The organism is Gulosibacter molinativorax (assembly GCF_003010915.2).
In the GTDB taxonomy this organism is placed as follows: domain Bacteria; phylum Actinomycetota; class Actinomycetes; order Actinomycetales; family Microbacteriaceae; genus Gulosibacter; species Gulosibacter molinativorax.
The window spans coordinates 2,428,110-2,452,312 of the sequence record NZ_CP028426.1 but is presented as its reverse complement, the minus strand read 5'-3'; the positions used below and the strand labels follow the sequence as shown (position 1 = coordinate 2,452,312).

Sequence of the window (24,203 nt, the reverse complement as noted above, 5' to 3'; positions counted from 1 at the left end):
TAGGAATCAGATGATGTGGAGCTCGGCCAGGCGCGCTTGGGTTCCGGCGAAGCGGTCGGCGCTGAATGGAATCGGATCGAGGAACGATTCCCGGTCGAGGTAGAGATCGCGGATCAGCTCGCCCACCGCGGGGCCCTGAAGAAAGCCGTGGCCAGAAAAACCTGTCGCGTACAGGATGTTCGGCCTGGAAGAGTCGCGACCGATCATCGCATTGTGGTCAGGAGTGTTTTCGTACAGCCCCGCCCAGCCTGCCTCGAGTGGCTGATGCGAAAGGTCTGGAGCAATGATTTCGGCAGCAGCGTTGAACTCGTCCACCCAGTTGTAGGAAAACTCGCGTTGGAACCCGGGCTCTTCCTCATTTGAGATGCCAAGCAACATGCCGTTGCGGTGGTTGTGAAAGTACATCGTGGTGGAGAGGTCGAGGGTGAATGGAACCGTGGGGTGTGGTTCCGCGAGCTGTGGCGTGAAGCCGATCTGGCGTCGGACTGGTTCGATGGGGAGATTTACGCCAACCATGGCACCGAGCGCGGTTGACCAGGCCCCTGCGGCGATCACGATAGAGTCGGCATGAATCTCACCCCGCTGAGTGTGAATGTCAACGCCGTCGTCGCTTGCGCCTAGCCCAATCACTTCGGTGTGCTCAAAAATCTGTGCGCCCAGTTCGCGTGCCCGGCGAGCGTACTCTGCGACTACCAGCGAGGGCTGCGCATATCCGTCACGGGGCGAGAACGAGGCGCCGACCAGTGCATCCGAGTTCAGGAACGGGTTGATCTCCGCTGCTTCGGTGGGAGACACCATCCGGCTGTTACAACCGAGCGAGTTTTGCACCTGCACGGAGGCTTCAACCGAAGCCACCTCAGCATCGCTACGGCAGAGGAATAGGTAGCCGACCTGACGAAGTCCAAAGTCGGCATTTTCCTCGTACTGCATCCGTTCGAACGTCTCAAGACTGCGGCGGCCAAGGACTACATTGCCTGGATCGGAAAACGTTGCGCGTACCCCGCCGAGCGGCTTCGCCGACGAACCCGACCCGAGCGCGTCTCGTTCGAGGACGACTACGTCGCGCACGCCAGCCTTTGCCAGCTCGTATGCGGTGCATACGCCCATGATGCCGCCGCCCAAGATAACAACGGATGCGTTTGCGGGAAGCTGAGCGGGTAATTCGGGTACGAGGGGGACGCAGTTGTCCAGGTATTCGTAGCGCATGTTGGCACTCCATTTGCTCTTCGTCACCGCACCGTCGCGGCGTTGATGTCTATATTGGAATCTTCATTTCAATAGGACAAGCGATGGAATATGCAGTTATCGTTTAGGCTTTCTAAATGAAATGGACATTGGACCAGCTCCGCACGTTTGTCGCGATCGCGGACCACGGCTCGATGAGTGCGGCATCGCAGGCACTGGGGTACACGCCCGGTGCGTTGTCACAGCAGATGCACGCGCTCAGGAGCGCAGTTGGAGTAGATATCTTTGTGCGTGATGGTCGCTCGCTTGAACTCAGCGACGTTGGTCAAACACTGCTCACGCATGCACGACTGCTCTTAGAAGCTGAGCGTCTCGCAGTGCGCGCGGTGAGTGGGCCAACGAGCGAGCTTGACCTGCGGGTGGAGTTGGGCGTCTTTGGCTCGGCCGCTGTGGCGGCGATCCGGCCGGCGATGGCGCGGCTACGTGAAGTAGCGCCCAACATCACGTTGCTTGCTCGAGAAGTCGATGTTGAGCGGATGCCCGAGGCTGTCGCGCAGCGAGAAATCGATGTAGCACTGGGGCTCACCTACGACGCCGCGGCCAACGCACTTCCGCGCGGCGTCACAGCGCAGACCGTCAAGGCGGAGTCTTTTCTGATCGCGCTTACGCCAGATTTGGAAGCGGTGAGGAATGAGGCCAGCATCGCCGAAATCGCCAACGCAAAAGGGTGGATACTTCCGCCAGCGGATTCCGAATATGGCCGGGCCGCGAGGCTTGCTTGTGAAGCTGCGGGTATCGAACCTATTGTGCGACACATCGTGACCGACACTGCGGTTTCGCTGGCAATGGCTGAAAGCGGACTTGGTGTTACATTAGCGACGCCGCTCATGATGGGATTGTCAGCGGGCCGGATTCCTGTAGCACCGTTGCCTGGCGACTCGAAACGAAATATTGCGGTGATTGCGCGACGCGGCGCAGGCGAACGTGAGAGTGTTCGCACGGTCATGGAAGTCCTCGGTGAAGTGTTTCGCTGACAGTGAGGTGGCTCACGAAGTCCGAAGGTTGCGGCTGTGCCTTGCGAATGCAGCTCAAGTCATACGAAGTTAGGGAGCACCAGATGGCTGGAACAGTGCCAACACTCGAAGGCAAGGTCGCCCTCATCTCCGGCGGCGCTCGCGGCATGGGCGCGGCGGAGGCGAAGTTGCTCGCCGATCGTGGCGCGAAGGTTGTGATCGGCGCCACTGACGGCGACCGGGCTCGGGCCGCGGCCGCCGCGATCGGCCGCGAACGAGCGATCGGCGTAGCCCTCGAAGTGCGAGACGCAGGCCAATGGAAGGCGGCGTTCGCCGCCGGGGTGGATGCGTTTGGCGAGGTCAACGTGCTCGTCAACAATGCCGGAATTTTTCATCAGGCGACCATAGCCGAGACATCGCTCGAGACCTACCGCGAGTTGATCGAAGTCAACCAGATCGGGGCGTTCCTGGGGATGCAGACGTCGATCCCGCACCTCAAGGGCGGGGGATCGATCATCAACATCGTCTCGATCTCGGCGTTTGCGCCGCTCGACCTCACCGCGGCCTACGCATCCACGAAATCGGCGCTGCTCGGGCTCTCGAAAGCCGCAGTCACCGAACTCGGGCCTTTGGGGATCCGCGTGAACATGGTGCATCCGGGTGGCGTCGCCACCGACATGGGTGCGCCGGGTGGCGAGGTCCCGGATGCGTACTCCAAGGTTCCGCTCGGGCGGATTGGTGCGAGCGAAGACATCGCCCGCACCGTCGCATTCCTTGCATCGGACGACAGCGCATATTTGAGCGGTGCCGAGATCACCGTGGATGGCGGGTGGACGACCGGGACACCGAGCCCCTGGGGCTAATCGGCGCCCTACTTCGCGACGAAGAACAGGCGCTTGTTCGCGAATTCGCCGATGCCGATCGGTCCCATCTCACGGCCAAAGCCCGAGCGCTTCACGCCACCGAACGGCAGCTCGGCCGACTCCGCGGCGATCGTGTTGACGTGGGTCATGCCGACTTCGAGCTGTGCAGCCACCCGCGTTGCCCGCGCCTCGTCTGCCGAAAACACCGAACCGCCGAGCCCGAGCGCGCAGTCGTTGGCCAGCGAAACAGCTTCCTCCTCGGACGAGACCCGGTACACCGTCGCGACCGGACCAAAGATCTCTTCCCGGTACGAGTCCGACTCACGAGGCACATCCGTGAGCACGGCGGGGGAGTAGTAGGCCCCGGGGCCCTCCGACAACACGCCACCGGCCTGCAGTACACCGCCGGCCTCGACCGCGCGACGGACCTGCGCATCCACTGTCTCGGCGGCTGCCCGAGTCGAAAGCGGCACGAACTCACCATCCCCGAGAGCGGCCGGATCGCCCGGTACCAGCCCATCTGCAAGCCGCTTCAGTTCCGCGACGAACTCGTCATAGACGTCGTCCATCACGATGAGCCGCTTGTTGGAGTTGCAGACCTGCCCGCCGTTGTAGGTGCGGAAGTTCCAGGCCTCGGCTGCAACCGCAGCGACATCAGCGGAGTCGAGCACGATCATCGGGTCGATCCCCCCGAGCTCGAGTACGCACTTCTTCAGGTGCGCCCCCGCCTGCGCGCCAATGATCGCGCCCGCCCGCTCCGAGCCGGTCAGCGAGACACCCTGCACGCGCGGGTCGGCGATCATCTGCGCGATCTGATCGTGCGACGCGAACACGTTCGTGTACCCACCCACGGGAACGCCCGCCGCCTCCATGATCTCCTGCATGGTCAGCGCCGAGCGTGCGCAGATGTCCGCGTGCTTCAAGATGATCGTGTTGCCCAGCAGTAGGTTCGGCGCCGCGAACCGCGCCACCTGGTAGTACGGGAAATTCCACGGCATCACACCGAGCAGCGCGCCGAGCGGGCGATGCTCGATCACCGCCTTTCCCGGAATCGTGCTCGGAATCTCGTAGTCGGTGACGAGCCCGGGGCCGTATACCCCGTAGTAGTCGACGATCGACGCGGCGAACTCGACCTCATCGATCGACTCCGGGATCGACTTGCCCATCTCGACCGAGATGAGTCGCGCAAGCTCATCCTTGCGCTCGAGCATGATCTCGGCGACGCGCCTAATCACCGTGGCGCGGTCCTGGATGCTCTGCTCGCGCCATGTGCGATATGTCGCGTCGGCGGCGGCGAGGGTCTGCTCGATTTGCTGATCGGATGCGTACTCGAACGTCTCGAGGACTTCGCCCGTTGCAGGATTCTGGACTCGGTAGGTCACCGGGGGTCTCCTTTGTGGTTTCTAAACGATTGGTGTTGAGGGGTCGCCGCAATCTGCGGCACGAAGAGGACACCAGGATCGAAATGGCGCCTCCTGAGGTGCTCTGCGTGCCGCAAATTGCAGCGGCGCCGCGAGAACAGCGGCGACGAGCGCTACGCCGTCACCGCGGCCAGCGCATCCGCCACAATCGAGATGCCGCGACGGGCCTCGTCGTCGGTGATGACGCACGGCGGCACGAAGTGCAGGCGGTTCTCGGACGTGAACGGCAGCGCGCCGCGCTCGAGCACGGCCTTCTTCAGCGCGCCCATGAACTCGGCGGAGACGGGCTCGCGCGTCTCCGCATCCGCCACGAACTCGACCGCCCAGAACACCCCGCGACCGCGAACCTCGCCGATCACGTCGAACCTCTCCGCGAGCGAGCGCAGCCCCGGCCCGATGACTTCCTCGCCGACCCGTCGAGCGTTCTCGATGATGCCCTCGTCCTCCATCGCCTCGATCGAGGCTGCGGCGGATGCGCACGCGAGCGGGTGCCCGGAGTAGGTGAGGCCGCCGGGGAAGACGCGCTCATCGAAGGCCGCGGCGATCTCGTCCGAAATGATCACGCCGCCGAGCGGCACGTAGCCCGAGTTCACGCCCTTCGCGAAGGTGATGAGGTCGGGGCGAACGTTGAACGCGTCGAAGGCGAACCATTCGCCCGCCCGACCGAAGCCGGCCATCACTTCATCCAGGATCAGGATGATGCCGTAGCGGTCTGCGAGCTCGCGCACGCCCGCGAGGTAGCCCGGCGGCGGCACCATGATGCCCGCGGTGCCGGGGATCGTTTCGAGCAGGATCGCCGCGATCGACTCCGGGCCCTCTGACTGGATCACGCGCTCGAGGTGGCGCAGCGCGCGCTCGCCTTCCTGCTGTTCGTTCTCGGCCCAGAACTCAGACCGGTAGGTGTACGGGCCGAAGAAGTGGACGTGTCCGGTCGCGTACTCGTTCGGCACGCGGCGCCAGTCGCCGGTCGCGACGATCGCCGCGCCAGTGTTGCCGTGGTAGGAGCGGTAGGTCGTGAGCACCTTGTCGCGACCGGTGTGCAGGCGCGCCATGCGGATTGCGTTCTCGTTGGCATCCGCCCCGCCGTTCGTGAAAAAGACCTTGTTGAAGCCCTCGGGAGCGTGGTCGAGGATGAGCTCGGCCGCGCGGGCGCGGGTCGCGTTGGCGTGCGCGGGAGCGACGGTTGTGAGTTCGGCAGCCTGGCGCTGGATCGCCTCGACGACGCGCGGGTGCTGGTGGCCGATGTTGACGTTGACGAGCATGCTCGAGAGGTCGAGGTACTCGTTGCCGTCGTAGTCCTCGACCATCACGCCCCGCCCCGTCCGAATCGCCACCGGCGCGAGCTTCGCCTGGGCCGACCACGAGTGGAAGACGTGGCTTGTGTCGTGCTCGACGACCTCGGCGTTGCTCGGGGTTGCGGTTCCGGCGGTGGCTTCGGTGGTGGATGCGGTGGTCGACATTGCGGCTCCTTTGGCGGTGTTCTGATTGCTCCAGCATGCTCGCTCACGCGGGTGCTCGCCACTGCCTAACTGTCGCGTCCGGTTGCGTATATTGCCACTTTGGCGCGGGTGGTTCGATTAGTCTGAGTACGTGGCACTGACGCTTCGAAACTTACTCGCCGAGCCTGGCCTCGGCCTGCGCCTGCTGCCGGGCGACCCGTCGACGGCGGAGCAGCTCGATCGCGAGATCTCGTGGGCGCACTCCTCCGACCTGATGAACCCGACGCCGTGGCTCGAGCCCGGGCAACTGCTGCTTACCGATGGCGGGCAGTTTCCTTTCGAACCGGACTCGAACGCCGTGGAAGACGCACGGACCTATGCCGAGAGACTGCGCAAGACGGGCATCCTGGGGCTCGGGTTCGCGGTGAACGTCGTGCATCGCGCGGTGCCTCGGGAACTCGTCGACGCGTGTGCCGAGTTCGAGCTGCCACTGATTCTCGTGCCGTCCTCGACTCCTTTTATTCGCGTGATTCGTCGAGTCGCGGATGCGATCGCGGAGGATCGGCAGGCCCGGATGCAGTGGTCGATCGAAGCGCAGCGCGCGGTTGGTCGGGCTGCGCTGCGGCCGGATGGGTTGGCCGCGACCCTGCGCGAGCTCGAGTCGCAGCTCGGATGCTGGGTCGCGCTGTACGACGCGCTCGGTCAACTCGTGCCCGTGCGCACGAAGCGCGGGGTACCGGCGGATGTGCGCGAGGATGTCGAGGCGGCGGTCGCGGCACAGTTGCGTGGCGGGCGGCGTGCCGCGGCCCAGCTGCGCGAAACTGACCTCGCGATCACGCTGCAGACTATCGGCCAATCCGACCGGCTCCGCGGCGTTCTCGCGATCGGCACGACGTTGCCGCCCGACCCCGCCGCCAGTGATCTCATCGAGAGTGTGGTCGGGATCGCATCCATCGCCATTGAGCAGAGTCGCGCACTCGACGACGCCCGACGTGGGCTGCGAACCGGCGTCATGGAGCTGTATCTCGCGGGGTCGGTGGACGCCGCGGCTCGAGCGCTGCGGGACATGGACACGTGGTCGCCGGCGGGGCGCATTCGCGTGGCGGTGGTGCGCGGCGCGCGAGACTGGGGCCCGGTGCTCAACGAGCTCGAGCTGATGGCGGTCTCGACCGACGTCGCCTTCGCGCGCATCGGCGACGAGCTCGTGGTGCTGTTTCCCTCGAACGTGGCGCCGCCACTTGAGTTCGTGGCGCGTGACGGCCTGCGCGCTGGGGTGTCAGGTGCGGTGGGTATTCGCGACGTGTCGAAGGGGCGTGAGGATGCGCGGCGGGCGCTGCGTCGGGCCGATCGCGATGGCGAGGTCGTTGACTTGGAGCGGCTCGCCGAACGCGGCCTGGTGGCCTGGCTGGATGCATCCGACGGTCGCGTGCTGGCGGCCCGGATGCTCGATCCCGTGCGCGCGCGTCCGGACGGCGAGGAGCTGATGGCTGCGCTGCGGGCCTGGTACGAGCACAACTGCGCGTGGGATCCGGCGGCGCGTTCCCTCGGGATGCATCGGCACTCGCTGCGCTCGCGGATCGCGACGGTGCAGGAGGTGACGGGATTGGATCTGGAGTCGTTTAGCGCCCGCACCGAGCTCTGGCTCGCGCTGGAGCTTGGGGATTAGCGCGGGCTGAGTATCGAATGCCGAACCCCCACGTTACGCGCCAGCGAGGATCGGACCCCTGGACTCGACTTTCGCGCTGGAGGTCGGAAGTCGTACCGAGAACTTGATTCCTCCCGGCTGGGTCTCTGAATACCTCAGGAGCATCCCGACCTCAAGATCTTGGCTGATTGGCTCATCGTATTCGGTTGCGCTTCCCTCGTCGATTGCAGATTCAGACGGGAGAAGGGAGAAGAGCGCAGCTTGCCCAGTGTCGAGCAGCACGAAGACGTTTGCGCAGCCGTCTGATCGACCTGCGCGTTGGAGGAGTTCGGACAGGCGGAGGTGCTCGTCGCAAAAGATCGTCGGCACTCGACCGCTGTTGTCACGGACGAGCTTGTCGAAGCTCCCCATCGCGAGGTGGCGCATCATCGCTTTGGGGAAGTCGTCCAGTCGCCGGGGCTGGTCGTTGGCTTCGGCGAATTGCGGTGCGGAACCTTCGTTCTCGTTCATCAAGCTCTCCCTCGATATGTTGATGGCCCTGATCGAAGACGCTTGATTCGCATGATTCACGTGGGGGTGGTCGGTAGCCACCATCCCAATCATTCGATCGAGACGCAGGTTTGTCCGGCCTGGCTTTCTTAGCCTGGCGCCGGGCGTCTCGATCTCGAGACCGCGCGTACTTGTTCAACTCTCGACCCGTCTCTTGGGTTCAGGGACGGTTCGAGGTTAAGCCAGGCCTACTACATCCGTGCGATCGCTTGTTTGAATTTGTGTGGAGGCCCTGCCCTTGCCAATCGAAGATCTCCGTCGAACGTACCGCTGAATAATCACGTGCTGCATCGCGTGACGGATCGACGAAGGCGCCTTCCGCAAACCCGTCGCTGGATGCACTTCACGGCGCTGGGATGACATCGAGTGACGGGCCTGAGGAGACGAACAAGCGGTGACGGGCTTGTGGAGTCCACCTCCCCGGGCCCGTCACCGCTTGTATTCCGCGCTAGCCGTTACTGCATCGAGGGACGGATTCGCGGGAGATCATCTCGATGCGCCGCTGCGCGGAGACTCAATGATCCAGGCACGCTACTTCGCGACCGACTTCACCGCTTCCGCGACGGCCGGCGCCACGCGCGGGTCCAGCGCGCTCGGGATGATGTAGTTCGACGCGAGGTCTTCGCCCACGAGCGAGGCAATCGCATCCGCAGCCGCGAGCTTCATCTCCTGCGTGATCTTCTTCGCGCCAGCGTCGAGCGCACCGCGGAAGATACCGGGGAACGCGAGCACGTTGTTGATCTGGTTCGGGAAGTCGCTGCGGCCGGTGGCCACAACATCCGCGTACCGGGCGGCGACCTCGGGGAGGATCTCCGGGTCCGGGTTCGACAGCGCGAACACGATCGCGCCCTCGGCCATCGTGGCGACCTGCTCGTCAGGGATCTTCGCCGAAGACACACCGATGAACACATCCGCATCCTGCAGCGCCTCAGTCGTGCCGCCAGCGACGCCGCGCGGGTTCGTGCGGGAGGCGAACTCGAGCTTCTTGCCAGTGAGCGCCTCGCGGCCTTCGTGGATGGTGCCGCGGGAGTCGGTGACGATGATGTCCGTGATACCGGACGCCAGCAGGATTTCGGTGACCGCGACGCCAGCCGCGCCCGCGCCGGTGATAACGACGCGTAGGTCTTCAATGTTCTTGCCGACGACCTTCACCGCGTTCTTGAGCGCCGCGAGTACGACGACGGCGGTGCCGTGCTGGTCGTCGTGCATGACTGGCATGTCGAGGGCCTCAATGAGGCGCTCCTCGAGCTCGAAGCAGCGGGGCGCCGAGATGTCTTCGAGGTTGACCGCGCCGAAGCTGGGAGCGATGCGGACGATCGCCTCGAACATTTCATCAACGTCGGAGGTGTCGAGCACAATGGGGATCGAGTCGAGTTCGGCAAACTTCTTGAACAGCGCACTCTTGCCCTCCATCACGGGGAGTGAGGCCTTTGCGCCGATGTTGCCGAGGCCAAGCACGGCGCTACCGTCGGAAATCACCGCGACCAGGCGCGAGGACCACGTGTAGTCCTCCGCGGCATTGATGTCCTGCGCGATTGCGCGGCTGACCTGGGCAACGCCAGGGGTGTACGCAATCGACAGGTCACGCTTCGTGGTGAGCGGGCGATCGACGTGAATAGAAAGTTTGCCCCCGAGGTGCGAGTTGAAGATTTCCGGCAGCGAGATCTGCGCGGGGCTTTCATTGGCCGAGGGAACGTTGGATTCCTGAGTCATGGTGCCTTTCAAGGTGGACAGGCATCCCAAGCCACGATGGTTGAGGATGCTCTGTCGAGGGGGTCGGTGCGACGGACGTGTTCGCGAGCATTGTTGGCAGCGAAAAGACGTCCTTGTAGGTCGTAACTGAGATGCGCGCTGGTGGCCCACGATCGACAGTGTTTCCAAAATACCCAATTTCTGTCCGCTTCGCGAGAAGAGTGTCCCGAAATCGAACGCAGGGATGTGGAGAAATCACCAATGTGATGGGTTTGGATGCGCGATTAGGGTGGTCGCGAAGCCGCAGCATCACGATCGCCGAGTAGGGCGAAGCCCGTATCGAGGCGCTTTCACAAGGAGCGCGCCTCGATATGGCGCTACGCGCCTACTCGGCGACCGGATCCTCAGCTCAGCTGCAGCGTCGTGATACAGGTCGGGTCATCGGAGTTAACGGTCGAGATCGGCGCGCTACCGGTCGATTCGCCAAGCGTCACAGTGAGCTCTGCCTCGATACCCCGCGGCACCCACATTCCGACAAAGCCGTTGTCATAGGTCTGCCGCGTCTCGTCAATAAGCACCTCGCCATCCGAACCCGTGAGCGTGACCTGCACATCCTCGTTCCCCAGCTCACCGACGCAGGTCGTGAGGCTGTGGTAGTAGCAGTCGTGCGTCTGGTTCTGGTACGGCGCGACCGAGATATAGACCTGGTTGGCCGGCATCTCGAGCTGGGTCTCGCGCTGCTGGTCGTCCGTCAGCACGAGCGCTCCCGGCTGCACCGAGGCAATGAGGTTGGTCGGCCGCTCGGCGATGGGCAGCGTGTCGAGCTGCTCGATGATCTCGGGCGCGTCGAGGCCCGCCAGCCCGTGATCGGCGAGCATGTCTCCGCTCGCCTGGGTCTGAACCTGGCTGTGTGCCGGGGTGGATGCGGGGGTCGAGGCCGCGCATCCGCTCAGGCCGAGGGTGGTTGCGGCGACGGCAGCGAGGATGAGCAGGGGGCTTGCGGCGGTTGAGGGCGAAAGTCATGAGTGTGTTCCTATGAGAATTGTGGCGGGGGCAAAGTGGAAGTTGGAGGGTGGGCGGTGCCGAAACTGCTCGGCACCGCCCTGCTCGAGACGCGGTTGGCCTCGAGCGCGTCATCGCGAGACTTACATCGCTTCGAGCAGCTCGCGCATCTGATCGATCTCGACCGTCTGCGTCTCGACGATCGAGTTCGCGAGTTCGACGGCCGCGGGGTCGCTGCCACCTGCCGCCTCGAGCTCCGCCATCTCAACGGCGCCCTCGTGGTGCATGATCATTTGCTCGAGCCACAGCTTCGACGCCTCCGCGCCGTCGGCCTTCTCGAGCTTGCCGAGGTCGTCTTCGGTCATAATGCCGTCGCCGTGGCCCATGTGACCCATGTCCTGGCCGCCGGAACCGACGCCCCAAGCATCCAGCCAGCCCTGCAGCTGCTCGATTTCAGGACCCTGGGCCGCCTTGACCGCCTCGGCGAGCGAAATGACCTCGGGGTCGACTCCCTCCTTGGCGAGGATGATGTCGCTCATTTCGATGGCCTGCTCGTGGTGCGGGATCATCATCTGGGCGAACATGACGTCGGATTGGTTGACACCGTCGGGTAGCGCCTGGCTGTCGGCGGTCTGGGCCGTGGTCTCGGTTGTAGTCTCGGTCGTCGACGGGGCGGCGGAGTCGTTGCCAGTGGCGCAGCCGGTGAGGCTGAGCGCTGCGGTGAGGGCGATTGCGGCGATTGCCGAAGTACGAATTTTCATGAGAGTTCTCCAAATTGTTCAGTCTGAAGGCGCGCCGACGGGTGCGCTGGCGCGCCGAAGTGGATGCGTGACCCGGCCGCTCGGAGCGGGCTTGGGTCGCGAATCAAATCAGGTTCGACTGATGCAGAGAACTTGTAGGGAGGGCGCTCGCGAGAGCACGCGCGACGCCGGGGAAGTCCCCGAGAACAGGGCGGGGAACGGATGCAGGACTCGCCCGAGCATCCCGCGCGGCGCGGCGAGCACGAAGAACAGCAGCAGCACGAGGGCGCACGTCATCAGGATGCTGGCATGGTGCGGGCCGCCCGAGCCGTCATGGTGCCCGCCCTGCGTGACGGGAAGGGCGGATGCGCCGCTCGATGTATCGCCCACTGAGTAGGAGCGCAGCGACGTATCGAAGTGCGCCGAGTGACCGCTCTCGGCCGCGTCAGCCCCAACGATCGCCGTGCCGCTGGCCGCATGCTCTGAAGCGGTGCCGTGCAGATTGAGGCCGTGCATCGCAAGCAGACCGAGGACGATGGCGACGGCGACGATGCTGGCGGCGGGCAAGTGACGGAGGACGCGTGTCACGCGTGTTCCCGATCGCTGTGCGCCCGACGATGCCATAGGTAACAGTCTACGGCGCGCGGTTGTGCGCGCAGATCGCCGAGCAGTCGTTAAACAACGAATCGAGGCGCCTCGGGTGGAGACGCCTCGATTCAGGCCTGGTGCTTCTCGATACGCGCTTCGCGCTACTCGAAGATCGTGTGACCTAGTCGGTCTGTGGGAAGCCGAGGTTGATGCCGCCGTGGCTCGGGTCGAGCCAGCGGGTGGTGATCGCCTTCTGGCGGGTGAAGAACTTCACGCCCTCGGCACCGTGTGCCTTGGTGTCGCCGAACATCGAGTCCTTCCAGCCGCCGAAGGAGTAGCTCGCGATCGGTACGGGGATCGGCACGTTGATGCCGACCATGCCGACCTCGATCTCGTTCTGGAAGCGGCGGGCCGCGCCGCCGTCGTTCGTGAAGATCGCGGTGCCGTTACCGAACGCGCCGTTATTGATGAGCTCGACGCCTTCCTCGTACGACGCGACGCGGACCACTGCGAGTACTGGGCCGAAGATCTCCTCGGTGTAGACGCGCGAGGTGACGGGTACGCGGTCGATCAGCGTCGGGCCGAGCCAGAAACCGTCGGCCTCGCCGTCGACCTCGATGCCACGACCATCCACGACCACGTCGGCGCCGTCTTCGATCGCGACGTCGATGTAGCCGGCGACCTTGTCGCGGTGCTGCTTCGTCACGAGTGGGCCCATGTCGCAGCCGCGACGGCCGTCGCCGACGCGCAGCTTGCCCATCCGCTCGACGACCTTTTCGATCAGCCCATCCGCGACCGGCTCGACCGCGACGACGACCGAGATCGCCATGCAGCGCTCACCGGCAGAGCCGAAGCCCGCGTTGATGGCCGAGTCCGCGACGAGGTCGAGGTCCGCGTCGGGGAGGACGAGCATGTGGTTCTTCGCGCCGCCGAGTGCCTGCACGCGCTTGCCGTGCGCGGTGCCGGTCTCGTACACGTACTTCGCGATCGGGGTCGACCCCACGAACGAGATCGAGGCGACGTCGGGGTGGGTGAGGAGCGCATCCACCGCGACCTTGTCGCCGTGGAGGACGTTGAACACGCCATCGGGCAGGCCCGCTTCCTGCCAGAGCGCGGCGAACCAGTTCGCGGCGGTCGGGTCCTTCTCGGAGGGCTTCACGACGACCGCGTTACCGGCCGCGATCGCGATCGGGAAGAACCAGCCGGGCACCATCGCGGGGAAATTGAACGGGGAGATGATCGCCGCGACACCGATCGGCTGCTGCATCGAGTGGATGTCGAACCCGGTCGAGACCTGCTCGGAGAAGTGGCCGCGTAGGTGGGTCGTGATGCCACACGCGTACTCAACGACTTCCTGGGCGCGGGAGATCTCGCCGAGCGCGTCGTCGAGGACCTTGCCGTGTTCGGAGGTGATGATCTCGGCGAGCTCGCCCTTGCGCTCGTTGAGCAGCTCACGGAACTTGAACAGGATCGTGGTGCGGCGGGCGAGGGAGACGTCGCGCCACTGCAGGTAGGCGGTGTGTGCCGCGGCAACCGCTTCGTCGGCGTCAGTCTGCTCGGCGAGCACGACGCGCTTGGTCTCGACACCCAGCGCGGGGTCGTAGACGGGCGAGGTGCGGGCGTCGGCGGGCGCGACTTCGGCGCCGTTGATCCAGTGGCCGACGGTGGTCACGGTGGTTGCTACGTCGCTCATGGGAGTCCTTTCGCGAGGTTTGTGCGGTTCGCGGGATGCGTTGAGAGCGACACTACGGACGGGGCTCGGGGGATGCAGTAGCTATTTGTCGAAGCAGGTGGCGGAATGGTGCCAGATTGGCAGAATTGGTGCTCGGTGACTGGCGCCGAAGGCGCATATCGAACCGTGCAGGCGCGGGCACGCCAAGCCAGGCACGAGTAGCCACCTAGGAAGCAGATGCCACCTCTTGGTAGGCCATTCGTGTCGATCTTCGCGGCGACGCGTGTCAACTCATCGCCGGCAGACCAGCGGGCAGCAAAAAGGGGCTGGCCTGCTCATTCGAGCGGGCCAGCCCCCAGAAAACTAGTTGTAACTACTCGGTTGGCGCACCGTCCCTAGGACGCTGCTGATTATTGGGGGTTCAGGAGTCCCCGCGAGTCGCTGAGGGCGATTTTTTGCTCTGCGACGGGGCGTCTTGTCGACTGCTGAACTGCCGGAATCGGATCTCGGTTCCGGCCCGATGGTCCGCCCAGGCCACCCGTGCCCGGCCGTGGCCGGTGGGAGGCAGCAGCCCTCCCTTCGCGGTGTTATCCAAGAACCCAGACCCCGTTCTGACTACTCAAGCCGAGAGTGAGGAGCCGTTTGAGGTTGATACCAGCCGCCCGGTTCAGCCACCAGGCGTTGTTCTTCACAACACCCCGGTAAGGAACCCGGCGGGCCCCGCGTGTCATCCACGCGATCGAGCGTTCAACCATGGGCCTGTGTTGTCGATAGACGGATTGAAAGTCAGGATGCAGGGCGCGCGCCCGGTGTTCACGTTGAATTTCTTGCTGTGGATGCAACACCATTTTGCGGCCGCGGGCGGCGGTCGTGCACTGGGCTCTCAGCGGGCAACCCGCGCAAGCCGCCCCGAAAGTGACCGTGCGTTTTGAGGTGATCGATCGAGTGATTCCCGCCGGGCAAATGACGGCGCGGTTGGCCTCGTCGATGGTGAAGTCATCAATGGTGAACCCGCCCGGGACGGCTCTGCTCAACGGCATCGGCTTGATGATCGGAACATGCCCAGCAGCGGTGACCTGCGCGAGGAGGTCACCACTGCCATAAGCAGAATCGCCGAGGACCTCCACCATGTCAGATCCAATGCTGGTGTCCGCGGCCACGAGCTCGACGCCGCGGACCGCGTCACTGTTCTGCGCCCCCGATGCTTTCGTCAACGCGGCCGCGGTCACCAGGCCGGTGTCGGGCTCGATCGCAATGTGGGCTTTGAAGCCGTCTTGTTTCTTCTCCCGGCTCTTGTGTGCGTGGCGAGTGTCGGGGTCAACGGTCGAGATCACCCTGTCGGGTGCGACCTTCCGGGCGATCCGCCAGCGCCCGTCCGTGCCGTCCGATCCCTCGGCCGGTTCAACGTCTTGACCTGCGACGAGAGCGAGGAGCGCGACCGTCTCCTGCTGCGGCTCCGTCAGCATGGTCGTGTCGATCGCCGCGAGCAATGCCAGCGCGTCGGTTACGAGTCGGGAGACAAGGTCGTCCCTGGCCGCTTTGTCATCCCAAGCGATGTCGGGTTTCCCCGGCTGGGCATAGTCATGGCCAGGCAGACCGGCCACGATCGTATCGGCTCCCGGGATCTCCCGACCGACCCGCCGGATCTGCGCAACCAACTGCGTCACCGTGTCCTGGCGGGCAACGGCATCATCCAGAATCGTCGAGTCCAACGCCCGACGCTTACGACCAGAGAGCGCCCCAGACCGCGCAATGACCTCAGCCACCGCCTCGAAAATACGGTGCGGGCGTGTGCTCGCGGCCAGGCGGCGGCGCCAATAGGTCAACACCGTCGGATGGAACGACGTTTCCGTCAATCCGAAACCACACGCCGCTTTCCAACGCAAATCAAACGTCACTGCTTCCGCTGTCTCCCGGTCCGACAACGAGTGCAACGTCTGCAACACCATCACCGAAGCGATCACGTCCGCCGGCGTCGACGGGCGTCCACGGCCCGAGGGAAACAAGTCCGCGAACGCGTCATCGGGGAACAACTCGTGCCGGTGCTCGGCCAGGAACGCGAACACCGACCCAACCGGCAACATGTGACCGGCGAACGCACCGACATCCAACAACTGACGCTGACCATCATCACGACCCTGCATAAATCCAGTCTTAAACACCGGCGCCAGGAACGACAGAGGCGCGCCTTAAACCGCCAAGATAAATCAGCAGTCTCCTAGCGACCTGCGCGCTGCCGTTGCTGTGACGAACCTGCACCTTGCGGGGCTTCGATTCTTCGGCGACCGGGATGGTCAGCGTCAGCACGCCGTCGGCGTAGTCGGCCTCGATCTTGCTCAGGTCGAGTCCGCGGCCAAGGCTCAGTTGGCGGGCGTACGTGCCGTAGCTGCGCTCGCGCATCACCCACTGCGATTGCTCACCTTCGCCAGACTCGGCGCTCTTCTCCGCCTTGCGCTCTGCGCGGACGGTGAGCGATCGGTCCTCGACATCGATGTCGATGCTTTCCGGGTCGACGCCCGGCAAGTCGATCTTCGCGACGAACTTGTCACCGTCTCGGTGAAGGTCCATCGGCATTGAGAGTCCGGTGCTCGGACGTGCCAGGTGGTTCACAAATCGGTCGAAATCACGGAATAGGTCCATGCTTGTTGCCATATCTATCACTCCTTCTAGGCCGCCTCACTTCGGTTGTCTCGAGGCTCGTGCCTTATTAGGGGTAACGACTGACCAGAATGTTTATTCCAAACTTGACAAGAAAAGACTCAACTTTTTTGAGTCGGGTCAACTCTGGCTAGTTTTCGCCGAACCTCGCGCGGATCCAGTTGGTCACGACACCCGCAAACTGGTCCGGATGCGTCCTGTTCCACTCGTGGCCAGCGCCGGGGATGATCTGCAGGTCCGCATCCTGCATCGACTCGACGACCTCACCTGATGACTTATGGTTCATCCGGTCATTGCCTCCGACGACCACGAGTGTCGGGCACTGAATCTGGTACAGCTCGGGGCGGATGTCGAAGTCGGTGAACGTGTCGAGCACGGCGAGCACGTCCTCCTTCGTGAGCCCGGAGCCGCCCTCCTCGATCGGCTTGCCCGCGACAACTTTCTCAGGCAGCACGCTCATCATCGCGCGCTGCAGCTTCAGCATCGCCTTCGGCGGCCGCGCGATCGGCGCCGACAAGATCAGGCCAGCCACCAACCCCGGCTCGAGCGAAGCGGCGCGAATCGCAACCTGGCTTCCGAGCGAGAGCCCAACGAGCACCGCAGGTTCCTCGCTGCGGTCGGCGACATCCGCGAGCACCCACCGCGCCGCCTCATCCAGCGAGAACGGCTTGTGCGCGGGCGCGCTGAACGACGGAATCGTCGTCGTCGCGGGATCGAGCCACTCGGGCAAGTTCGCGATCACCGCATCCCAGTCACTTGGCGACTGACCAAGGCCGTGCAGGAACTCGACGGGAATAGCGCTCATGAACTTCATTGTTTCGCAGGATGCTTGGCAGGGCGTTCAGGGTTCGCGCGGCAACAAGCAGGCGACAAAAGAAGGGGCGGGTGGATGCGCACCCAAGGTGAGTTGCGCATCCACCCGCCCCGACGCGAAGCGGCTAGAGCCTAGAGGCCCTTGCCTGATGGAGAGACGAGGATTTTGACCGCGGTCTCATTGTGGTTGATGAGGGTGTCGAAGCCTTCGTCGACGAGGCCCTCGAGGCCGATGCGGCCGGTGATGAACGGCTCGACGTTGATCTTGCCGGACTCGACGAGCTCGATTGTCTCGGGGTGGTTGTTCGCGTACGCGATGGTGCCGCGCACGTCGAGTTCCTTCATGACGAGCTTGTGCATGTCGAACTCGTGCTTCTTGCTCCAGATCGACACGACGACCAGCACGCCGCGGGGGCGGAGCGCATCCATGAGGGTGTCCATCACGACCGAGACGCTGGTGGCCTCGAACGCGAGGTCGGCGCCCTTGCCGTCGGTGAGCTTCATGACCTCTTCGACGACGTTGGTCTCAACGGGGTTGAACGCGTAGTCGACCGCGCCCGAGCTGAGTGCCTTCTCGCGGCGGAGTTCGCTGAGCTCCGACATGACGACGGTCACGCCCTTAGCCTTCAGCACCGCGGAGGTGAGGAGGCCGATCGGGCCGCCACCACCGACGACCGCAACCTGGCCCGCCTGGGGCTCGGCGCGGCTCACGGCGTGCACGGCGACGGAGAGCGGCTCGATGACGGCAGCCTGGTCGAGGGGCACATCCTTCGAGATCTTGTGGACCCAGCGACGCTTCACGGCGATCTTCTCGGCGAGGCCACCACCGCGGCCACCGAGGCCGATGAAGTTCATGTCGTCCGAGAGCTGGTAGACGGGGTTGTTCTCGGAAGTGTCGACGTCGTCGTGGATGATGTACGGCTCGACGACAACGTGGTCGCCGACCTCAATGTCGTCGACGCCCTCGCCGACCTCGTAGACGACGCCCGAGAACTCGTGACCGAGGGTGACGGGTGCCGACTCGCCGGAGATGGGGTGCGGGTGGCCGTGCTCGGGAACGAAGTTATTGCCGTCGGTGTACTCGTGGAGGTCGGTGCCGCAGATACCGCACCAGGCGACGTCGATGCCGACGGTGCCGGGCTCAACGGGCATCTCGGGGATGTCTTCGATGCGGATGTCTTCCTTGCCGTAATAACGGGCTGCCTTCATGATGCTCTCCTTGTGGGATCGAATACTTGACGTGGCCGGCGACATCCGCGGCCACCTCTTTCAGCGTATGCCTTAATGATGACTTTTCATGTAATTGGTTCGCTCGAAGCAAAGTATGGAATAGCTCCCCGGGTGAGCGCTGAGTAGTGGGCGGCGATCGCGCGCCGTTTTGTCGAACCGCGTAGCATCCGGGAGTGACCACTCAACGCCGCTGGCTGACGCCGCTCCTCATTGTCGTAACCGCGATCGTCGGCGCGCTGACCGCGCTGCAGTCCCGGGTGAACGGGTCGCTCGCGGAGTACACCGGCAGCGCGCTCGTCGCGAGCATGATCTCGTTCGGGATCGGGCTCATCCTGCTGCTGCTTTTCCTCGTGCGGAAGGACACGCGCGCGGGCTTTGGCCGCATCCTGCGATCGATCAGGATGCGCGAGCTGCCCTGGTGGGGCTTGCTCGGCGGCGCGTGCGGCGCCTTCACAATTCTGAACCAGGCGTGGGCGGTGCCGTATATCGGGGTTGCGGTGTTCACGACGGCGATCGTGGTTGGTCAGCTCTTTGGTGCGTCGGCGATTGACCATTTCGGGCTCGTGGGGGCACCGAAGCATCGGTTCACCTGGCTGCGCGGGGTGGGCGGGGCGCTCGCACTCGCCGCCGTGGCGCTCGTGGGGATGAGCGGGGAGGTGTCGTGGCAGACGGTCTGGCTTTCGGTGCTTGCGATTGCCGCCGGATTTGGCATTGCGCTGCAGCTCGGAATCACGGGCACGGTGAAGCATCATGCGGGCGAGGCCGTGAGCCCTGCGGTGCTCAACTTCACAATCGGCTTCGTGCTCCTCGTTGTCGTGACGGGAATCGCGGCTCTCTTCGGCGGGGTCGAGTTCCACGGGCTGCCGACCGACTGGTGGATGTACCTCGGCGGGCCGATCGGCGTGCTGTTTATCTTGCTCGTGGCGGTGGTCGCGCGCAGGCTCGGGGTGTTTGTGCTCTCTATGACGATCGTCGCGGGACAGCTCACGGGCTCGCTCGTGCTCGACTTGCTCGAGCAGCGCGTGACGTGGATGCTGTTGGTCGGCGTGCCGCTGGCGTTCGTCGGGATCCTGATTGCCCACCTCGGGGCGCGGCGCTAGCTTTCGCGCGCCTCGAGGTAGGTCAAGATCGCCCGCACCCGCCGGTGCTCCTCGGGGGAGTCGGGCAGCGCAAACTTCGCGAAGACATTGCCAATGTGCGTTTCGACCGTGCGTGGCGACAGCGAGAGCCGGGATGCGATGGCCGCGTTCGAGCACCCCTCGGCCATGAGCGCGAGCACGTCGATCTCGCGCGGGGTCAGGGCGGAAAGCCGGGTGGATGCGCGGGCAGAGCCGAGCAGGCGCGCGACGACTTCCGGGTCGAGGGCGCTGCCGCCGCGGGCGACGCGCTCGAGGGCCGCGAGGAATTCGTCGACATCGAGCACGCGATCCTTGAGGAGATAACCGATCGCGCCGCCGGTGACCAACTCGACCGTGCGCCGGGTCTCGATGTGTTGCGACAGCAACAACACGGGAGTCGGCGGATCCCAGGCGCGGATCTCGAGCGCGGCCTCGACGCCCTCGAGGTCGGACGCCATCCGAATGTCGAGCACCACGATGTCGGGAAGGTGCGCTCGCGTGAGCGCGACGGCTACTGGGCCGGTTGCCGCGCGGCCGACGACCTCGTGCCCGGCGCTCGCAAGGAGCGCCGCGAGCCCCTCGCGGAAGAGCGCCGAGTCTTCGCCGATTACGACGCGCACGGGATGCTCGCAGCCAGTGTCGTGCCAGCGCCCGGCCGCGACTCGAGGGTGAGCTCGCCGCCGAGCGTCTGCACGCGGTCGGCGAGCCCGCGCAGGCCGTGCGCGTCGTCGAGGCGTGCGCCGCCTCGACCGTTGTCGGCGACGGTGACCCGCAGCATGTCGCCGGACCGGCGGACCATCACACGAATGCGCGACGCCTCCGCGTGCCGCAGCGCGTTGGTCACGGCCTCATTCACCACGTAATAGGCCGTTGTCGCTACTGCATCCGGGAGGTCGTCCGCGCGGACATCGAGCTCGACAACGCCCTGACCGTCACGCTCGAGTCTGGCGAGCGCCGGACCGAGGCCGTCATCGAGCGCGACCGGGCGCATCCCGTGCGCGAGCTGCCGGATTTCGGCAACCGCCGTGCTGAGCTGGGCGACCGCCACGTCGATCCCGTCGGCAATCGGCTCAGGCAACGCGGCCGTCCGCTGCAACACACGCAGCTGCATCCCGAGCGCGACCAGGCGCTGCTGCGCGCCATCGTGTAGGTCGCGCTCGAGCCGCTGCCGCTCCGCGTACTCGGCGGTGAGGAGCCGCCGGCGGGAGGCCTCGAGTTCGGCATTCGCCGCGGAGAGCTCGGCGCGCATCCTGATCGCCTCGAAGAACGGCGCGGCCTCGCGCGCGATCGCACCCGAGGTGCGCAGGGGGTGGAAGCGCGAGGGCAGGATCGCGCCGATTTCCTCACCTCGGGCGTGGATAGGGAGGTCGACGGGTGTTGGCTTCGTTTCCGCCCCATCAAGCCCGGGCGACGTTCCGATTACAAGTGTCTGCTTGGGCGCTGGCGTCCCGTCGAGCAACACAAGCGCGCGATCGGTGAGCCTGCGGTATCCGACTTCGAGTCCCGGATCCCGGAGCGATTCGCGTAGGACTTCCCTCACTGATTCGGGCCGCGCATCCCCGGAATCGACGTGACTTGCGAATCGTCGGAGGGCCGCGAGCGTACGAGCGCGCTCGGGGGAGAAGAGCCGGCCCAGCATCCGGCGAACAAACGGGAAGGCGACTGCCGCCGCGACCGCCACGAGGCCCGAAACGACGGCGGCGGGAATCGCGCCCCACGCGGTCATTGGCCTGCCGATTACGACGCCCGCGACCGTGAGGATTGCAAGTCCTGCCGAGGCCACGATGATCGCCGCGAGCGTGGCGATCATCGCACGGTCGACGTCGAAGAGCTCCGGTCGGGCGATGGCGATCGTTGCGCCAGCAGGGATCACCAACGCGATGAATCCGAGCCCGTACACGACGAGGTCGGGGACGCCGAACACGAGATAGCTGGCCCAGCACAGCAGCAAGGTGACGGGAAGCGAGAGGCCTGCGACGAGCACCCACCGCAGGCGGGATCGGTCGGATTCGCTCGCCGCGCGGTAACGCGCGAGAGGAGCGGCAGCACATGCGGCCAACAGTGCGAAGTACAAGAGGAGGAGCGGCCCGGCGATGGCCATCACTGCCAGTTCAGAGAGCTCCAGATACGGTTCCAACGCCGCGAACGCCATGAAAGCCGCTGCGACGACGCCGAGCATCCAGCCGACCAAACCCCAACGGCGAGACGCCGCGCGCCCGTCGGGAGCGAGCAGGAGGATGAGCGCCGGCGGCAGATACAAGAGCATCCAGTTACCGGCAAGAATCGGATGCGCCTCCGCGCGGACTGCCGCGACGGTGACCAGGACGAGCGCGAACGCGGCGAGGAGCATCCCGAGCGGGTGTTCCGGCCGCGCGCGTGACGCGATCATCGCGAGCGCGAGCTGGAATACTGCGGACGCGAGGACGATCACGACCCGGAGCGGCGCATCCTGCACCGACCTCAAGACCGTGAGCAGCAGCGTGGCCGCGAGCACCGTCAGGGCGGAGAGGATGAGCGTCGCGATGGTCGCCCTCGACACGGTTCGCCGGCGCAGTTGCCGCGGTGACGGCATCCCGATTGCTGCCCTCATGACCCCAATGTAGCCCCGCAGCTAGGGTTACGACTCCGTGCCAGCACGCAATTACGAGGGGTGTTCGCACCGATCCAAATTTGGTGCGCTGGCGGGAGAGTGGAGATGGATCGCCGTGGATTTTCGGCGATCCGGACGGCGTGGAAGCCGCCCAAGTCGGTGTGATTCAAGGAGGAATCATGGTTACGACACAGGAACCCAGGGTCGCTCTCGCGACCGACCCGACGATCGGATTCCGGCGCGTTTCGGCGGCGATCGCGCTGCCGTTGGCGTTCGTGTTCCAGCTGGTCTGCAACACGATTTTCGCGTTCATCCAAACCGAGAGCGGTGTGCTCGATGCCGAGACGGCCACGGTTTCGCTCGAGCTGGAGTCGAGGTATCCCGGGCAGTTCATCGCAAAGGCGGTGTTCGCCGTGGCGGGGGCGATGGTCGCGATCCCTGGGCTGCTGGGTGCGCTGCGAGTGCTGCGCCCCGCGGTACCGGTGCTGGCATTGATCACTGTGGTGATGATGGTGTCCGGCTACTTGCTCTACGGCGCCATGGTGTTCGGGACCTTTGCCGAGGTGAATCTTGCCGCGGCGGGGATCGACGCTGGCGAGGCGCTCGACACCGGACCCGGCGTGCCATGGCGGATCGCCGCGGGCATTGTGTTTGTGCTCGGGAACCTCGTTGGCACACTATTGTTGGCGATCGCGGTATTGATCGCTTCGCGGCGGATGCGCGGGGTCGGCGTGCCGTGGTGGGCTGGCCTGCTTATCGCGGGTTGGCCGGTCGGGCACCTCATCAACATCTTCGGCGGCGGTGAGTGGTTCGCCGTCGGTGGAGGCGTGCTGGAGATCATCGGCTTGAGCTTCCTGGCGCGAGCGATGCTGCGGATGCCGAACGCCGACTGGGTGCTGCGGGGGTAGGTGGCGGCGGGGTCAGGTTGGCTAGCCTTGGGCACTGTGACCGTGCTTCGAAGCTTCGCCAATCTGACTCCCCAGCCGTGGGCCAATGGCGCCGGAACCACGACCGAGGTCGTCTCGTTCGAGGATTCGGCGTCGTTCTCGCCCGCGGGCACTGCGCCCTGGCGCCTCAGCGTCGCGAGCCTCGAGCGCGAGGGTGACTTCTCGCCACTACCGGGCGCGCAGCGGGTCTTTACACCGGTCGGCAGCTCGCTCGAACTCACGGTGAACGGCGTCGCTCATGAGGTTGCGGATGGCTCCTCGCTCGAGTTCTCTGGGGATGACGTGGTCAGGCTCACGAGGCTCGATCGGCCCTGCCATGCGGTGAACCTCATGGCCCGGGTGGATGCGGGTGGTCACGTTCCGAAGATCCGGTTCGTGGGTGCGCCGGGCCAGGGTGCGGATGCGGGGCCGGATGCGCTCGCGGTGCTGGCGCTCGGCGACCAGCACGGTTACGAGAAGTTTGACCTCATTGACACTTCCGGGCGTCAGGACTCTCGAATGGATCTGAGCTCCGCCGGGTTCGGAGTCGTCACGCTGGCGTAGCGGGCGCTCTGCCAACGTACGTTCTCGCGCCCGTACTTCTCACTTAGGTCCCTAACGTAGAAGTATCCGTGGAAGAGCGAAACGGAGTGCGAGCCCCCTGGCACACGCAGAACTGGTTTGGTCGGACCGGATAGCGATTCCCGGCCAAGGACCGAGACATTTCCTTTGCCAGCGCAAGAGCGTCACTTGCGTCGCGCTGCCAGTTCTTCCCGGATCATGCGAAGGGTTTCGTCGCAGTCGACGAGCTCTATTTTGCCGGACAAGATGTCGTCAACACGACTGTTGATCTCGTCGTCCCATTCGGCATCGACATTGGGCTGCTCAGCTTCGTTGATTTGCAGGAGTGCGATCGCTGCGATTTCTCGCTCATCGGCCGAGAGATTCTTCCCTTCAGCGATGGAGTCGCCAAGCCCTGTAGGCATGCGGCGAGTGTACCGGCGGGCTTTGGAGAAAAGCAGGACCTTGGACGTCGTTGGCCCCGACACGTTCTTGCAT

At 64.9% G+C, this 24,203-nt stretch carries 22 protein-coding genes; 6 read left to right on the top strand and 16 right to left on the bottom strand.

The annotated features are described in order from the left end of the window. Window positions 1–6: 6 nt before the first annotated feature. Window positions 7–1,206, bottom strand: coding sequence for an NAD(P)/FAD-dependent oxidoreductase (locus GMOLON4_RS11275; protein WP_051266734.1), 1,200 nt, complete (start codon window positions 1,204–1,206; stop codon window positions 7–9). Window positions 1,207–1,322: 116 nt separating this feature from the next. On the opposite strand from GMOLON4_RS11275, the gene GMOLON4_RS11270 reads away from it, so the two are divergent. After that, a complete protein-coding gene (locus tag GMOLON4_RS11270) occupies window positions 1,323–2,219 on the top strand; it encodes a LysR family transcriptional regulator (protein WP_026936799.1) in 897 nt (298 codons plus the stop codon). Window positions 2,220–2,302: 83 nt separating this feature from the next. After that, on the top strand, window positions 2,303–3,061 hold the full coding sequence (locus GMOLON4_RS11265) for an SDR family NAD(P)-dependent oxidoreductase (RefSeq protein ID WP_035732698.1): 759 nt from the start codon (window positions 2,303–2,305) through the stop codon (window positions 3,059–3,061). Window positions 3,062–3,069: 8 nt separating this feature from the next. Here GMOLON4_RS11265 and GMOLON4_RS11260 read toward each other — a convergent pair whose 3' ends face one another. Both GMOLON4_RS11260 and GMOLON4_RS11255 read right to left on the bottom strand, forming a co-directional pair. Further along, window positions 3,070–4,443 carry an NAD-dependent succinate-semialdehyde dehydrogenase gene (locus GMOLON4_RS11260; RefSeq protein WP_026936797.1) on the bottom strand — a complete coding sequence of 458 codons (1,374 nt, stop codon included), beginning with the start codon at window positions 4,441–4,443 and terminating at the stop codon, window positions 3,070–3,072. A gap of 152 nt (window positions 4,444–4,595) precedes the next feature. Next, entirely contained in the window at window positions 4,596–5,942 is a 1,347-nt protein-coding gene (locus GMOLON4_RS11255) for an aspartate aminotransferase family protein (protein ID WP_026936796.1), read from the bottom strand. Window positions 5,943–6,072: 130 nt separating this feature from the next. Here GMOLON4_RS11255 and GMOLON4_RS11250 point away from each other — a divergent pair, with 130 nt between their 5' ends. Further along, window positions 6,073–7,587, top strand: a complete 1,515-nt coding sequence (locus GMOLON4_RS11250; protein WP_026936795.1) for a PucR family transcriptional regulator — start codon at window positions 6,073–6,075, stop codon at window positions 7,585–7,587. Window positions 7,588–7,620: 33 nt separating this feature from the next. Here GMOLON4_RS11250 and GMOLON4_RS11245 read toward each other — a convergent pair whose 3' ends face one another. The 10 genes from GMOLON4_RS11245 to GMOLON4_RS11200 all read right to left on the bottom strand — a co-directional run bounded on the left by GMOLON4_RS11245 (window position 7,621) and on the right by GMOLON4_RS11200 (window position 18,489). Next, a complete protein-coding gene (locus GMOLON4_RS11245; protein ID WP_026936794.1) occupies window positions 7,621–8,076 on the bottom strand; it encodes a hypothetical protein in 456 nt (151 codons plus the stop codon). Window positions 8,077–8,646: 570 nt separating this feature from the next. Continuing rightward, window positions 8,647–9,828 carry an NAD(P)-dependent malic enzyme gene (locus GMOLON4_RS11240; RefSeq protein ID WP_026936793.1) on the bottom strand — a complete coding sequence of 394 codons (1,182 nt, stop codon included), beginning with the start codon at window positions 9,826–9,828 and terminating at the stop codon, window positions 8,647–8,649. A gap of 383 nt (window positions 9,829–10,211) precedes the next feature. Beyond that, window positions 10,212–10,685: a CueP family metal-binding protein gene (locus tag GMOLON4_RS11235; protein ID WP_245575425.1), complete on the bottom strand. Its 474-nt coding sequence runs from the start codon at window positions 10,683–10,685 to the stop codon at window positions 10,212–10,214. 267 nt (window positions 10,686–10,952) lie between these two features. Further along, window positions 10,953–11,570 carry a DUF305 domain-containing protein gene (locus GMOLON4_RS11230; RefSeq protein WP_026936791.1) on the bottom strand — a complete coding sequence of 206 codons (618 nt, stop codon included), beginning with the start codon at window positions 11,568–11,570 and terminating at the stop codon, window positions 10,953–10,955. A gap of 108 nt (window positions 11,571–11,678) precedes the next feature. Next, the gene (locus tag GMOLON4_RS11225; RefSeq protein WP_146137527.1) at window positions 11,679–12,173 is read right to left on the bottom strand and encodes a DUF6153 family protein; all 495 of its coding nucleotides are present in this window, start codon (window positions 12,171–12,173) and stop codon (window positions 11,679–11,681) included. A 145-nt stretch (window positions 12,174–12,318) separates the two neighbouring features. Continuing rightward, window positions 12,319–13,830, bottom strand: a complete 1,512-nt coding sequence (locus GMOLON4_RS11220) for a CoA-acylating methylmalonate-semialdehyde dehydrogenase (protein ID WP_026936789.1) — start codon at window positions 13,828–13,830, stop codon at window positions 12,319–12,321. 566 nt (window positions 13,831–14,396) lie between these two features. After that, on the bottom strand, window positions 14,397–15,953 hold the full coding sequence (locus GMOLON4_RS11215) for an IS1182 family transposase (RefSeq protein ID WP_106486782.1): 1,557 nt from the start codon (window positions 15,951–15,953) through the stop codon (window positions 14,397–14,399). Between the two features lie 10 nt (window positions 15,954–15,963). Further along, entirely contained in the window at window positions 15,964–16,461 is a 498-nt protein-coding gene (locus GMOLON4_RS11210) for an Hsp20/alpha crystallin family protein (RefSeq protein WP_051266783.1), read from the bottom strand. A 136-nt stretch (window positions 16,462–16,597) separates the two neighbouring features. Beyond that, a complete protein-coding gene (locus GMOLON4_RS11205; RefSeq protein ID WP_169516505.1) occupies window positions 16,598–17,272 on the bottom strand; it encodes an alpha/beta fold hydrolase in 675 nt (224 codons plus the stop codon). A 140-nt stretch (window positions 17,273–17,412) separates the two neighbouring features. Then, on the bottom strand, window positions 17,413–18,489 hold the full coding sequence (locus tag GMOLON4_RS11200) for a 2,3-butanediol dehydrogenase (protein ID WP_026936886.1): 1,077 nt from the start codon (window positions 18,487–18,489) through the stop codon (window positions 17,413–17,415). Between the two features lie 194 nt (window positions 18,490–18,683). On the opposite strand from GMOLON4_RS11200, the gene GMOLON4_RS11195 reads away from it, so the two are divergent. Next, window positions 18,684–19,610, top strand: a complete 927-nt coding sequence (locus GMOLON4_RS11195; protein WP_051266785.1) for a DMT family transporter — start codon at window positions 18,684–18,686, stop codon at window positions 19,608–19,610. On the opposite strand, the gene GMOLON4_RS11190 is transcribed toward GMOLON4_RS11195, so the two are convergent. Both GMOLON4_RS11190 and GMOLON4_RS11185 read right to left on the bottom strand, forming a co-directional pair. Next, on the bottom strand, window positions 19,607–20,248 hold the full coding sequence (locus tag GMOLON4_RS11190) for a response regulator transcription factor (RefSeq protein ID WP_026936887.1): 642 nt from the start codon (window positions 20,246–20,248) through the stop codon (window positions 19,607–19,609). The genes GMOLON4_RS11195 and GMOLON4_RS11190 overlap by 4 nt on opposite strands. Beyond that, window positions 20,236–22,218, bottom strand: coding sequence for a sensor histidine kinase (locus tag GMOLON4_RS11185; protein WP_084147492.1), 1,983 nt, complete (start codon window positions 22,216–22,218; stop codon window positions 20,236–20,238). The genes GMOLON4_RS11190 and GMOLON4_RS11185 overlap by 13 nt, the downstream gene beginning before the upstream one ends. A gap of 179 nt (window positions 22,219–22,397) precedes the next feature. Here GMOLON4_RS11185 and GMOLON4_RS11180 point away from each other — a divergent pair, with 179 nt between their 5' ends. Both GMOLON4_RS11180 and GMOLON4_RS11175 read left to right on the top strand, forming a co-directional pair. Then, entirely contained in the window at window positions 22,398–23,126 is a 729-nt protein-coding gene (locus GMOLON4_RS11180) for a hypothetical protein (protein ID WP_026936889.1), read from the top strand. 36 nt (window positions 23,127–23,162) lie between these two features. After that, window positions 23,163–23,708, top strand: coding sequence for a HutD family protein (locus tag GMOLON4_RS11175; RefSeq protein ID WP_035732775.1), 546 nt, complete (start codon window positions 23,163–23,165; stop codon window positions 23,706–23,708). A gap of 182 nt (window positions 23,709–23,890) precedes the next feature. On the opposite strand, the gene GMOLON4_RS11170 is transcribed toward GMOLON4_RS11175, so the two are convergent. Continuing rightward, entirely contained in the window at window positions 23,891–24,130 is a 240-nt protein-coding gene (locus GMOLON4_RS11170) for an addiction module protein (protein ID WP_051266790.1), read from the bottom strand. Window positions 24,131–24,203: the final 73 nt, after the last annotated feature.